9 protein-coding genes are annotated in these 13,292 nt (G+C 40.0%); 5 read left to right on the forward strand and 4 right to left on the reverse strand.

Features of this window, described 5'->3' with window-relative positions:
* Positions 1-291: 291 nt before the first annotated feature.
* Together LV83_RS11815 and LV83_RS11820 are read left to right on the forward strand one after the other, a co-directional pair.
* The gene (locus LV83_RS11815) at positions 292-660 is read left to right on the forward strand and encodes a BlaI/MecI/CopY family transcriptional regulator (RefSeq protein ID WP_111611741.1); all 369 of its coding nucleotides are present in this window, start codon (positions 292-294) and stop codon (positions 658-660) included.
* Positions 657-3,251 carry a M56 family metallopeptidase gene (locus tag LV83_RS11820; RefSeq protein ID WP_111611742.1) on the forward strand — a complete coding sequence of 865 codons (2,595 nt, stop codon included), beginning with the start codon at positions 657-659 and terminating at the stop codon, positions 3,249-3,251. Before LV83_RS11815 ends, LV83_RS11820 begins: the two co-directional genes overlap by 4 nt.
* Before the next feature lie 14 nt (positions 3,252-3,265).
* Here the strand turns inward: LV83_RS11820 and LV83_RS11825 are convergent, their stop codons facing one another.
* A complete protein-coding gene (locus LV83_RS11825) occupies positions 3,266-4,381 on the reverse strand; it encodes a glycosyltransferase family protein (RefSeq protein ID WP_111611743.1) in 1,116 nt (371 codons plus the stop codon).
* A complete protein-coding gene (locus LV83_RS11830) occupies positions 4,378-5,253 on the reverse strand; it encodes a UDP-2,3-diacylglucosamine diphosphatase (protein ID WP_111611744.1) in 876 nt (291 codons plus the stop codon). Before LV83_RS11830 ends, LV83_RS11825 begins: the two co-directional genes overlap by 4 nt.
* Positions 5,254-5,517: 264 nt before the next feature.
* Here LV83_RS11830 and LV83_RS11835 point away from each other — a divergent pair, with 264 nt between their 5' ends.
* Positions 5,518-7,995 carry a S9 family peptidase gene (locus LV83_RS11835; RefSeq protein WP_111611745.1) on the forward strand — a complete coding sequence of 826 codons (2,478 nt, stop codon included), beginning with the start codon at positions 5,518-5,520 and terminating at the stop codon, positions 7,993-7,995.
* 224 nt (positions 7,996-8,219) lie between these two features.
* A complete protein-coding gene (locus tag LV83_RS11840) occupies positions 8,220-8,870 on the forward strand; it encodes a bifunctional 4-hydroxy-2-oxoglutarate aldolase/2-dehydro-3-deoxy-phosphogluconate aldolase (RefSeq protein ID WP_111611905.1) in 651 nt (216 codons plus the stop codon).
* 211 nt (positions 8,871-9,081) lie between these two features.
* On the opposite strand, the gene LV83_RS11845 is transcribed toward LV83_RS11840, so the two are convergent.
* A complete protein-coding gene (locus LV83_RS11845; protein ID WP_111611746.1) occupies positions 9,082-9,948 on the reverse strand; it encodes an ROK family protein in 867 nt (288 codons plus the stop codon).
* Positions 9,949-10,037: 89 nt separating this feature from the next.
* Positions 10,038-12,365, reverse strand: coding sequence for a PIG-L family deacetylase (locus LV83_RS11850; protein ID WP_111611747.1), 2,328 nt, complete (start codon positions 12,363-12,365; stop codon positions 10,038-10,040).
* A gap of 370 nt (positions 12,366-12,735) precedes the next feature.
* Between LV83_RS11850 and LV83_RS11855 the strand changes: the two genes are divergently transcribed.
* Positions 12,736-13,233: a gluconokinase gene (locus LV83_RS11855; protein WP_111611748.1), complete on the forward strand. Its 498-nt coding sequence runs from the start codon at positions 12,736-12,738 to the stop codon at positions 13,231-13,233.
* The last annotated feature ends 59 nt before the right edge of the window (positions 13,234-13,292 follow it).

A 13,292-nucleotide genomic window follows, 5' to 3' on the forward strand; every position in this document is an offset into this window, starting at 1 on the left:
CAATCTTCGAAATTATCAAATTCTATTAATTATAGCTTGATAAACAAAGATCCGTTAATGAATAGCCCTGCTATTTTTTTGAATTTTTAATTAAACCCCTTTTTCATTCAAATGTTGAATATTCTTTAAATAAGAAATTTCGACTCTGAGAAATGATTTTTTAGGGTATTCTACTGTGAGATTATTTTGGCAAAGCGGCTTTTCACAGAAATTAACTTTTAAAATTTTACTCTACACTTGTAGATGAAAATTATTGTTCTACATTTGTAGAGTAAATTTAATATAAAGGTAATGAAACTATCCCGAGCTGAAGAAGAACTGATGAATCATTTGTGGAGGCTACAACGAGCTTTTATGAAAGACCTGATGGATTCCTATCCTGAACCTAAGCCTGCTTCTACGACTATCTCTACATTACTTAAGCGTATGCAAGACAAGGAATTTGTAGGCTATGAGGCAAATGGAAAGCTGCGGGAATATTATCCTTTGGTTACAAAAGAAAGTTATTTCTCCAAGCACCTGAAAGGCCTGATTAAAAACTTCTTTAACGATTCACCAGCTCAGTTTGCGTCTTTTTTTACTAAAAAGGCGGAGCTCTCCGAAGAGGAGTTAATAGCACTTAAAAGTATAATCGAAGACCAGCTAAATCAGAAGAAATGATCCTGTACTTAATCAAATCCATAGCCTGCTTACTTATTTTACTATTGGTGCACCGGTTGCTTTTGCAGCGGGAAGTACTACATAGGTTCAATCGGTTTTTTCTGCTCTTTTCGGTAGTAGCATCTTTTCTGATACCACTTTATACCATTGAGGTTCCTGCGGAAATAGCAATTGTTCCAGCTGAAGAAAATTCTGAGCCAATTTACGCTGAAGCGGGCTCATCCGACATGATTTCTGAGCCTGTTTACTCTGAAGAGGTAAGTCAGGGATTCAATCAGGAACAGGTATTTGAAGCAGTGGCAGAATCCCAGTTCAACTGGCCATACCTTCTATTAGGGCTTTATGGCCTGATTTCCCTTGTTTTCTTGTATCGATTTGGTCGAAATATCAAGGTTTTGGTCAATCAGATTCAACAAAATATTAAGATCAATTACCGTGGGCAGACGTTGGTTTTACTTAAAGAAGAATCTTTGCCCTATTCATTTCTCAAGTACATTTTCGTGTCAGAATCAGATCTGGAAAATGGGAAGTTTACAGATGCGGTTTTCGATCACGAACGCACGCACATCGAGGAAAAGCACAGCTGGGATATTTTGTTTATTGAGGCGTTAATGGTGCCGCTTTGGTTTCATCCTGGATTGTATTGGGCAAAAGCAACAATCAAACTCAATCACGAATTTATCGCTGATGAAGTCGCTTTGCGAAGCACTCCGCTGGAGAAATATGAATCGCAGCTTCTCTCTATGATGCTCTCCGAGCAAAAATATGGATTGGCAAGCAGCTTGAATTTTTCATTAACCAAAAAACGATTTGAAATGATGAAGAGAAAGTCAAAGAATTTAAATAATTGGATCAAAGTGATTGCTTTGGTTCCGGTTTTGGGTGCGTTAGTTTACTTTTTCTCTGAGAGAGTTGCTGCTCAGGCCGATAATACTACAAATGAAAGTGAAGTGTATGTAAATACTGCAAATCAAAAATATCTCGAGCCTATGGATTTTGATTTGACTTTTACGCTGAAGCCAGGTGCAGTAATTCTATATGAAAATGAGAATTATGACTTGGACGCTGTTAAGGAGTTGATAAGCGAGACTAAAAAATCCCTAAATGCAATAAAGATTAATTTGATCACTGAATCAGAACTTTCTATGGGAGACTTGAGTGATTTTCAAGCAGTCCTCAGAGACTTGGATATTCGGCGAGTTCATTACGTTGAAACCAGGACGAAAACAAGTGAGGCTCAGGAAGAGGAGAAAGCTAAATTTTACAGCGGGATTAGATTTAGAGTAGAAAAAGTTCAAATGTATTATATAACTAAAAATTACTCGGAACTCACAGATAAAGAGCGGTCTATGTTATTATCACCTTCCAGCGAGGATGATAAGGGAAATAAAGATTCTATAATTCCACATATCTATTTTACTCCTGATGTTGATTCTAACCTATCCTATAATTCATTTAATGAGGCCTATGTAGAAGAAGTGACAAGGCTGAAAAATGGAAAAGGATATATTACGATTTCTCCTACTGCAATTTATTTAGTGGATATTTCTAAATATGCTAATCCAGTGGAGTACTTTTCTCAAAAGTTTGCGGAATATGAAAGTTTGAGAAGCGGCGAACCTCATTACCTAAATAGATCCCGAGAAGATCAGGCAATATTGGAAGCGTTGTATTTTGAATTAGATGCGATGTATTATCAGTTTAGCGATAAAATGAGATCACAAGTACTGTCACTTCTGGGTTTTCCAGGAGTCAATCCTTTGTATATACCTATTTATCCTTATACAAAGCTAGTTAAGGATGGAGAAATACATTATTATAAAGATAGAAGTCAACTGAAGGACGTTGACCCAGAGTTAATACCACCTCTACTACCACCACCACCACTAGATTGGAAAACTAAATATCCACCTAAAAATTCTGCTCCTGACAAACAAAGTAATGACCCTGTCGCCGAACAGAAAGAAGAAATTTCAAGCAAATGGCCTCCGGGAGTAAAAGCAGCTCAGATAAAGAATGATCTTCAAGCTTACATAGATGCCTACGCAGCCTACGAAAAGCTTCGAAAGCAAGCTCCGCACTTTGTACAAAGAAGCGAAGCTGAGCAAGAGAAGTTAACTGACATGCATTCTGAACTCAGAAGCATGTACTTCCAGGTTGCATTCCATGACAAGCCAAAAGTCAGGCGCGCAGTGGTACCTTATGTTCCTTACATTAAGTTGACATCCAAAGGCGAAGTTTACTACAAAAAGGCAAAAGATCTAACTGCTGAAGAGCGTAGTATATTGGGGCCACCACCTCCTCCACCTGCCCCTGCAGAACTTTTAGAGTCCTACAAAAAGGTCTCTTACAAATATGAATTGATGCGTAATAAAGGTAGAAACGATGCTTCCTTATCCATGGAGGAGCGAAATACTTTGTTTCAAATGTACAATGAGCTTCAAATTATATTCCTGAATATGGGGGCTCCTGAGCGCCGACAAGTCAAAATGGTCAATTTCCCCTACTACCGCGTAGAGGAAAATGGAAAGAATGTATTCAAAGCAGTATCTGAGCTAAGTCCAGAACAAAGAGCCTTGAACAACTGCTAATTTTATTCATAAAATCATGAAAATGACTGAGTCAGGATAAAATCTGGTTCAGTCATTTTTGTTTCTGGGAGAATTTGGCTGAATGTTTTTGGCCAAGTGCTTACCCAATCTTGGAAAGTTTTCTCCGATATTTCTCGCGATTGAATGGCATGCTCAAGCTTGGCGAAATCAAAATTCTCTGAGGCAATTCCCGCTCCAGAATAAACTGTGTCCAGTGCATTACAAGCTTGCTCATACTGACCTTTCACAGGGATCACCATCACTGGCTTTTCTAGATACATCGCTTCGCAGATGGATTCGAATCCTGCAGTGCTTACGAGTCCCTTGCAAGCAGCCATATCTTTGAGGAATTTCTGGTCATGTACCTTATGAAAGCTCAAATTTGGCAGTGGCTGCTCAGTTTCATTCGCGTCTCTTTTATCCCAATAGGCTCGGATTTTTAATTTTGGATTTGCTTTCGCGAAGGCAATAACTTCTTCTCCATACCCAGAATTGACCATGTAAGTGAGAAAGAAGTCACCTGGAGTTGGAGTCAGTCTTTTGACTTCCTCGCGGAGCAAAGGTGGAACTACGGTGATTTTTTCGGTAGAATCCAATTCATAGAATGAGAGTGCAAGTTTTTCTGTTGCCCCGAAAGCAGTCATTGTGGTGTTGAGCTTGAAGAAGAATTTGTTTAAACCTTTGGCTTGGGCAAATTGAAACGCAGGATGATAAATCAAATACTGATGGCCAATAGCCCAATATTGCGCTTCTGGTCTAAAAACCCCATTGTAAAGTCCGCCTAGTAAATCATAAAAATTCAGGATGATATCAGGTTGCTCAGCTTGCACCACCGCATCAATTTCCTTTAGGCTTCGCCAAAAAGTAGAAGCTTTAGCAAGATTTTGAAGGATTGTCTTTCCTATCAAAATCTTCTTTTCTGCTTTATCGCAGGCAAAATTTGGGCTTTCTACCAAATGAATGGGAGCTGAGATTTCTCTGGAGAAAAACTCTGGAAGTGCTCTGCGTTTGCTTTTTCCGACAATTACTCCTATTAATTCATGCCCTTGTTTTTTGAGCATTTTGGAAAAAGCAATGGCTTGAGTCATATGACCTCTGCCTTCACCTTGGACTATAAAGACAAACTTCATTGAATAGACGTAAATGCTGGTGGCTCTAGGTCATCCTTTCTACCTTCAAAAGAAACTTCACGAAAAGGCATCTCAATAGAATCAGGTCTACCAATGAAGAATTGGTTTAGGCTGTCGTCAGCAGCTTCTTTAAAGTTGATTTCATTGTAATAGATCAACTGCCAATTTCCTTCGTGATCTTCCGCCAGAGCACTCATCGTCTCCACCCAGTCACCAGAGTTCAGATACTGAATTCCGTCGATTTCCCGGTTTTCAGCTTTGTGAATATGTCCGCAGATAATTCCGTCACAGCCTTTTGCCTTGGCCATTTTCGCCAACTCTTCCTCGTATTGATCTATGTAAGAAACGGCCGACTTTACTTTTCCTTTTACATATTGAGAGAGGGAAAAATAGGGAAGTCCTCGCTTGATTCGGTAATGATTGACCACACTATTCAGCCACAACAGAAAAGTATAGCCAATATCTCCCAAGTAGGCTATCCAGCGCAGATTCGTGGTGATGCTATCAAACACATCACCGTGAGTGATGAAGTATTTTTTGCCATGGCTTTCGTAGATCATGTCTTTCTGTATAGAAAGATTGCCCATCTGAAAGGGTAGAATCTGATCCAGAAAATCGTCGTGATTTCCACGGAGGTAATAGACCTTGGTGCTATGGTTCTCAATCATTTTGAGGATTCTGTTGAAAAAGCGGGTGTGCTTTCTTTTCCAGGAACCTGATTTTTTGAGTTGCCAGCCGTCGATGATATCTCCATTGAGAATGAGGTTTTCGCAGTTATACTGCTTGAGGAATCGGGCGATTTCCTTGGCTTTCGAACCTTTAGTGCCCAGATGTACGTCAGAGACGACGATTGTTTTGAATTGGGTTTTCACTCTATTGGTTTTGGTTGAAAGGTATAACCTCTACTTGAACTCAGTGTCAGTGCATTATTAAAAAAATAGTAAGATTACGTAGGTTTTGCTTTCTAATGTAATCTCAGTGTTAAAAACATATTAAAAAGTATGTTCTATCGGCAGGATTTAGAGGGCAGGGTCAAATGCCCGTATAAATGAAAGAATTCACACGGGATTTTTATACTAGTGGTTCTGCTAGTAGGAAAAGTTTGATTTAGATTCGTTTTCCCAAATAGAACAACTATGAAGCACACTTTACTCGCATTTGCGTTCATTTTACTTTTCCAGAATAGCTACTCGCAGGAGCAGGTTTACTCGGGAAATTATGAGCTTGCAGCTAGATTCTCTCCTGAGAAAATGAAAAAACTGGTTTTCTCCACCCGAGTTGACCCACATTGGCTTAAGAAATCAGATCGTTTTTGGTATGAGTTCGAGACCAGTAATGGCAAAAATTGGTACATCGTGGATCCGGTGAGAAAAACCAAAAGTCAACTTTTTGATACCAATAAATTGGCAATGGAGATTATGAAAATCACCAAAGATCCAGTGGATGGCCAGCATTTGAAGTTGGACGATCTAAAGTTTTTGGAAGATGAAAACACTATCAAATTCAAAGTAAAAGGCACGGAAGATGTGCTGAAAAAGGATTGGGCTGAGATCAAAGAAAAGAACAAAAGCGCTAAGGACTCGATGGAGAAAAAGACCTTTGTTTTCAATTATAACATCAGCAATCAGCAGTTGACTGAAATCACTGATGCTCCAAAAGATCCAGAACGCATGTCATGGGCAAACATCGCTCCTGATTCTTCCAAGGTTCTTTTTGCGAAGCAGAATAATCTCTACTGGATGGATAAGGAGAACTTTCTGAAAGCTGTGAAAGATGAAAAAGACAGCACCATCGTGGAGCATCAGTTGACTGAGGATGGTGAGGAAAACTTCGAATATGGCTCAAGTGGCAGAGGTGAGGATAACGAGGAAACAGAGAAGAATAAAGATAAGAGAAAGCGTGCAGGAGCTTACTGGAGCACTGACTCAAAGCAATTTGTGATGACTAGAACTGATCAGCGCAAAGTGAAAGATCTTTGGGTGATACACAGCACTAAGAATCCCCGTCCAACGCTTGAGACTTATAAATATGCTATGCCTGGCGAAAAGGAACAGCCGATTACTTATTTACTGCATTATTCATTTGACACTGAAGAACTATCAAGCCTCCCTGTCGGGACTTTTAAAGATCAAACATTGAATGTCTATAATTCCAATTCTCTGGAAAGTTCCAGGGATGATGATTTCCGCCCAGTGACTTGGCTCGGCGATCTGGATGAATTTTATTACGCTGTGACTTCTAGAGATCTGAAAAAAGTAGATATCTGTAGATGGAATCTTGCGACCAATGAAAAAGAAGTCGTGATTGAAGAGCGGAGCAATAGCTACATCGATTTTTTGAAGCCTGAGATAGTTGGGGATGAAATCATCTGGTGGTCTGAGCGAGACGGCTGGGGACATTTCTACCTTTATGGAAAAGACGGGACTTTGAAGCGTCAATTGACTTCTGGAGCATTTCATACCGACAGAGTTGCACGGGTGGATGAGAAAGGCCGGAAATTATATTTCGTAGCAAATGGTCGGGAAGCAGGAGAGGATCCTTATTACGAGCATTTGTATAGTGTGAGCTTGGATGGAGGCGCTATTTCATTGCTGAATTCTGGGGATTTCAACCACTCTGCGGAGATCAATGACAATGCGACTTTCTTTGTGAATAACTATTCCAGAGTGAATACTACGCCAGTTGCCATTTTGAAAGACAAAGCAGGAAACAAAATAATGGATTTGGAGACAGTTGATCTTTCCAATCTTATGGCCACTGGGTATCAATTCCCTGAGCCATTTACCTTCAAAGCTGACGATGGAATCACAGATCTTTATGGTGTGATGTACAAGCCTTTTGATTTTGACTCTACGCGCAAGTACCCGATCATCGAGTATGTCTATCCTGGTCCACAGACAGAAGCAGTTGACAAGGCTTTTTCTGCAAGATTAGACCGAACGGATCGACTGGCTCAGTTTGGCTTTGTAGTGATTACGCTTGGAAATAGAGGCGGTCACCCAGGTCGCTCCAAGTGGTATCATAACTATGGCTATGGAGATCTAAGGGATTATGGCTTGGCTGATAAAAAAGCTGCGGTAGAGCAATTAGCAGATCGATACGATTTCATAGATAAGTCTAAAGTGGGGATCCATGGGCATTCAGGTGGAGGATTTATGTCCACAGCTGCAATGTTGGTTTATCCTGATTTTTTCAAAGTGGCTGTTTCCTCAGCGGGAAATCATGACAACAGCGTTTACAACCGCTGGTGGTCCGAAAAGCATCACGGAGTAAAAGAGCAGATCAATGCCAAAGGTGATACGACGTTCATCTATCAGATTGATAAGAATCCAGACTTAGCGAAGAACTTAAAAGGCCGCTTAATGCTTTCACACGGAAGTACCGATAATAATGTGCATCCTGCAAATACCACTAGAATGGCCAGCGCGCTAATCAAAGCTGGAAAGCGATTTGAGTTGGTTGTACTGCCAGATCAAAGACATGGCTATGGAGACATGACGGAGTATTTCTTCTGGAAAATGGGAGACTACTTTGTGCAGCACCTACTAGGAGATAATACTCCTCCGCCGGTGGATATGGTAGAAATGCAGCGAGAAAAGCCACTGACGAAGTAGCAAATTTGTGGTTTGTGGAGACACAAACCGCGGCTGTAGATTTAAGATTTGAGATTGAGGCCCGATTCTGAGAAGAGTCGGGCTTTTTCGTGTTCAATATTGGGAGAAATAACTCACAGAAATATTTCTTCTTACTGTTCTGGAGATTTATTTCTTGAAGTTCAACTGGCAGTTTTTATCTTGTCGGATCAAGTCGAAATCATATGCAGGAGACTCCAAATCACATGAGCAATTCAACTACACTTTTTTGGGATAAGTTTAACAGTGCACCAATTGTAGGAATTATCAGAGGCCAATCTCTTGAATCTGTTTTGAAGATTGCAGAGGCGTATGAGTCCGCTGGACTTACTACGCTTGAGATCACAATGAATACTGCTGGTGCAGCTGAGATGATTTCTACTTTGCGGAGTAAATTCCCTGAACTGAATATCGGAGCTGGGACAGTATGTAACCTTTCCGAGCTTAGAGAAGCGATTGATGCTGGTGCGCAGTTTATCGTGACACCTATCATAGATGAGACGGTGATAGAACATGCAGTTGACGAGAATATCCCGATTTTCCCAGGAGCTTTTTCACCTACGGAGATTTACAAAGCCTGGTCTTTGGGGGCCTCTGCCGTGAAGGTTTTTCCAGCCACAAACCTTGGAGTGGAGTTCATCAAAGATGTGCTTGGACCATTGGATCAAGTCAAATTGCTTCCCACAGGCGGAGTATCTAGATCCAATATCAAATCATTTTTTGAGGCAGGAGCTATCGGAGTGGGAATGGGGAGTTCGCTGATTGATAAAAAGCTGGTGGAAGCAGGAGACTTTGAAGGATTGAAAAAACACTTCATAAGTGTAAAAGCGGAGATACAGAACTTTGTAAAAGGCTAAGAAATTTTCAAAAATCAATTATCAAATTCAATGGCCAAGGAGGCTGAAAGGTAGTTTTGGGTATTTTTTACCACTAAGTGACAAGGTTTATAAAGGGTTAGACCTATAAGTTGTGGGCTCTGCGTCACCCTCCGCGGTTAAAAACATCTAATCAAAAAAAAAGTGGCCTTTGATAAAAGCCACCTTTCTATTACTACAAACCAATTTATATCTAATTACTTACTACTTCGTTTTCATTTTCTAACTCTACCAAAGCCACTGCGCCGTGAATTGCTGTTTCATCCATTTCAGATAGTAAAATCTCAAATCTTTCTATCACCGTAGGGTAATTGAAGGTTGAAATGGATTTAAAGAGAGATTCTTTGAAAAGTGGATACGTTTTTCTGATAGAACCTCCCAAGATAACTGCCTCTGGCGCTAATGCATAAAGAATATGCTTGATAAGCTCTCCTAAATGGTGGCCATATTCATCAAATGCTTTTAAGGCGACTGGATCTCCAGCTAGGGCCAATTTGGCCAAAGCTTTAGGCTTTTTATTATAAGATCTTTCAAAGAATTTCCCACTGCAATAGTGCTCAAAGTCCTTATCCAAATAGGTTGAGCTACACCATTCACCAGCGGCAGAGTTTACTCCACTGTACAGGTGGCCGTTAATGACAATGCCTCCACCGATACCCGTTCCGAGCGTGAGACCTACTAAATGGTTAAACCTTTGGCCTACGCCAAACTTATGGACACCTGAGGCAAAGCAATTTGCATCATTATTAATGAAGACAGGTTTTCCAAAACGATTGGTTAGAAACTTCTTTAATTCTACATGCTGAAAAGCAGGAATATTTGATAGCCCCAATACTATGCCTTCTCGTACATCGACTAACCCGGGAATTCCAATGCCAATACCTACTAGGTCATATACCAAATAGGTTTCAATGAATTCCGCAATGGATTCAAGGATATACTCTTTACTTTCTTTTGCAGGTGTAGCAATGGATCGGATATCTTCTAGATGTCCGTTAATTAGCACACCACCTTTGATCCCGGTGCCTCCAATATCTAATCCCAAAATGGCTTTTTCCATTCGCTACAATTAATAAGGTTGATAGGTTTTATAGAAAAGCTGTGACTATTATGGCTAATAAACAGCCGCAGCTTTCGCGGTACTTGCAATTAAAGCATTCCTTCAATTGATTTTTCTAATTCTCTAGCAGTAGCTAAAAATTCTTCCACATTCATATCACGGAAGAAAATTAACCCATGACTAGCTCTAACTTGTGCACGCTCGTGCTGATAGAAGTAATTCTTACCTAGAAGGAGTTGAATTGCGTCCAGTTGATCTACCCAAATTCTTTTGGCAACGGTGCTGAATTTACCATTATGAGAATAGCTCGGGAAAGAAGCATTGACTTGGCTAAGGTAGCAATTGGCAAATGAATCCTCCATCACGGACATATCTCCAAGTGAAACTGGGACAATCACATTGGCCTCGTGAGGCTCAAATTTGAACCAAACGTTTCTATATCCAATGATTCTGAGCTTACTGATATCTTTCTCTTCACCCCACTTTTTCACAGCAGCTGCAGTTGCCTGAAGAACTTTATAGTGTGTATCTGGCCCTGAACCTTCCGGATCGAGCGTTAAACTAATCTTCGTAGGGTTAACTTTTCTAAACATTTCCACGATCGGTTCTACATCTCGATCTTTATCTGGCTGTTCGGTGAAAATATCTCCTGTATAAAAGCCAAGTCTTAAATGGTGTACATTTTTCACTTGTACTCCAAAGTGAGCCCAAACTAGCTCTTCTTCAAACTCACGAATCATTCCTTTCAGCTTCTGCACTTTAGCGGAATTTTTTTCGCCATCGTAGCTATTTTTCAGAATGCTGATTACATCATTGATTGTTTCGCGTAGCTGAGACTTATTTTTTATTTCATAAACGATTACCAACGCTCTTACCACTCGGTGGCAAAGTCCTCTCAGACGCTGATCTGCTTTTTCTGATGCTACATTTGTCAAGTAGTGATAAACATCCTTGTCAGTTTTCAGACTATATCCTACGTCAAAGAAATCCTCAAAATTGACCATTTGAATCTGGCCATTATCGAGTAGCTTTTTGGTAGATAGAAGTGTTTCGATTACAAAGGTATTTGTAACTGCAGTAAAACCTGAAGTCAATACTGAAAAGTGAGCTTCATTACTTGGCTCATGGAGCTGATTTGTGATGTGAGGTAGAATCCCAAGCGAAATATCATCATGGTGCGGGCCAGTATGAAGAAGCACTTCATTACTTTCTTGTTCTAAGCCTTTAGCGAGTTTGCTCTCAATGCTTTTCATTACCTGGCTTACCGTTTCCTCAGATAAATCAGGAATTAATTTGGTGTATTTATCAGCCTTAAGGTCTGATAACTTGATCCTGTGACCGTACTTACCAAGCTTCTTACACAGGTCGATTACTGATCTTTCTGTCTTTTCCCAAGTCCATTCACCTTTCTGATAATATGAATCTACAGAGTCAGTAAGTTTTACACCTGCTCCTTTGGTTACATAGAATCGGCCATTCTTAAGCTTCTGAAGAACAGTGCCCGGGAAGACATTATTCAGCGGGGTTTCAAGAGAATCTTTTACAATTCCTGCTTTTGCCTCACCAGCAGCTATGATAATCGCTACAGCATCTGGATTGTATACAATAGTATCTAGTCCAATTGTAATGACTAGTCTATTGGAGGAGATTTCAATTCCACCAAGATCACCGGCAGCTACAGCTTGGGTCTCAAAATTGGTTTCTGTAAGACGAGTCACAGAGAATAAGTGTGATCCTCGAGTATTAAACGCGATGTGTCCATCAGGACCGATTCCGCCCAAGAAGAAGCCAATTCCTCCAGCGTCTCTGATTTTCTGTTCGTATTCACCACACCATTGGTCAATCTTGTAGATTGATTGCTGCTGTAGTTTTTCAAGATCATTTTTTGGGTCTCTAAATCTCAACGAAAGGTCAACTTTCAAGTCTGGGAAAACGGCACTGAAATGAAGGCCGTTAGCTAGCGGAATCTCATCTGAGTTGATCAGAATGGCTTTTTCCTTCGAAAGTCCGAATCCCTGTATGTAAAACTTATTGACGTAGTCAAAAAAGCTATTATTCTGCTTTGAAGAAATTGGATAAAACTCATCGATCTGTACAAAAGTCAGATCTTTGAGAATTGGTTTTTTGGTATTCCCCAGACCGTATTTTTCCCTGACATCTTTTCCTTTTTTATTATCCCAGTTGTCAAGTAGAAACTGTGTCCATTTGATGAAAAATTCTGGTGTCTTACCAGTTGGCAAACTGATTACTCCTTCAGGATTTGCTGCTGCCCACTCCAAAAACCGACAAGCAGTAAGCAAGCCAAGTTTCGGAAAATTGTCAACTTGAAGGTAGGGAATTAGGGTGCTGATTTTCTCTACACCAGATTCCTGAAGAAAACTTTTTTCAACTTCTGAAAGCGGATACTTACTTAGCATACTGTTTTGACAGGTTTGTTTATTAGGACTGTGTTTATAATCAACTAGTTAAGTGCCGAGTGATTAGTATCATTCAAATTATGCAATGAAGTCTTTTTGAAAGATTCTCCTTTTTAAAACTTGCTATCAGGAGGTTTTTACTCAGGCTACTTATCTAAACAAATCTAAAAAATGTTTTTTAATAAAACGATCTTTTACAAAAATTTTGTAAAAGTTTTATTTTTCGAGTCACGTCCGTGTGAATTCTATTATTTCTGGAATTTTTTTCATTAAAGATCTAAGTTTCTCTAATACTTGATATTATAATTCGTCAGTGGCGTTGGGGGCTGAAGTGTTGAAAATAATTTTATTATTTCCTTAACTTTCATTCATGCTAATTATCGTCACAGGAGTCTCGGGAACAGGGAAAACGACCATTGGGTCGGGGATAGCCAACAAGTTTGAATTGCCATTTTTTGATGCTGATAATTTTCACCCAAAGGAAAATATCGAAAAAATGAGTCAAGGCTTTCCTCTCAACGATCAGGATAGAATGCCATGGCTTAAAGCCTTAGCTGATATTTTAATCGTGCATGAGAAGTCTGGCGGTGCTGTATTGGCATGCTCAGCTCTAAAGGAAAGCTATAGAGAATTACTGAAAGTGCAGGATGATGTGCGTTGGATTCACCTCAAAGGTGATCGGGATTTGATCTGGAATCGCATGCTTGCCCGCAAAAATCACTACATGAAAGCAGGCATGCTTGACTCGCAGTTTGAGACATGGGAAGAACCCGAATATGGTTTAAAATTGAATATTTCTCAAAGTGTAAACGATATGCTTTCAGAGGCTTTTAGGTATTTGGAGATTCCAATTAAGGGTAAACAGTAAGATGCCTTGGGAATTAACTCCTTCATGAGCTTAATATTTTCCTGATGGATTGTTTAGGG

The organism is Algoriphagus yeomjeoni (genome assembly GCF_003259505.1).
Lineage (GTDB): Bacteria > Bacteroidota > Bacteroidia > Cytophagales > Cyclobacteriaceae > Algoriphagus > Algoriphagus yeomjeoni.

What these genes read in the sequence shown, in the direction of transcription:
- LV83_RS11815 (WP_111611741.1), top strand. Translation starts at nt 292, where the DNA reads ATGAAACTATCCCGAGCTGAAGAAGAACTGATGAATCATTTGTGGAGG.
- LV83_RS11820 (WP_111611742.1), top strand. Translation starts at nt 657, where the DNA reads ATGATCCTGTACTTAATCAAATCCATAGCCTGCTTACTTATTTTACTA.
- LV83_RS11825 (WP_111611743.1), bottom strand. Translation starts at nt 4,381, where the DNA reads ATGAAGTTTGTCTTTATAGTCCAAGGTGAAGGCAGAGGTCATATGACT.
- LV83_RS11835 (WP_111611745.1), top strand. Translation starts at nt 5,518, where the DNA reads ATGAAGCACACTTTACTCGCATTTGCGTTCATTTTACTTTTCCAGAAT.
- LV83_RS11840 (WP_111611905.1), top strand. Translation starts at nt 8,220, where the DNA reads ATGAGCAATTCAACTACACTTTTTTGGGATAAGTTTAACAGTGCACCA.
- LV83_RS11845 (WP_111611746.1), bottom strand. Translation starts at nt 9,948, where the DNA reads ATGGAAAAAGCCATTTTGGGATTAGATATTGGAGGCACCGGGATCAAA.
- LV83_RS11850 (WP_111611747.1), bottom strand. Translation starts at nt 12,365, where the DNA reads ATGCTAAGTAAGTATCCGCTTTCAGAAGTTGAAAAAAGTTTTCTTCAG.
- LV83_RS11855 (WP_111611748.1), top strand. Translation starts at nt 12,736, where the DNA reads ATGCTAATTATCGTCACAGGAGTCTCGGGAACAGGGAAAACGACCATT.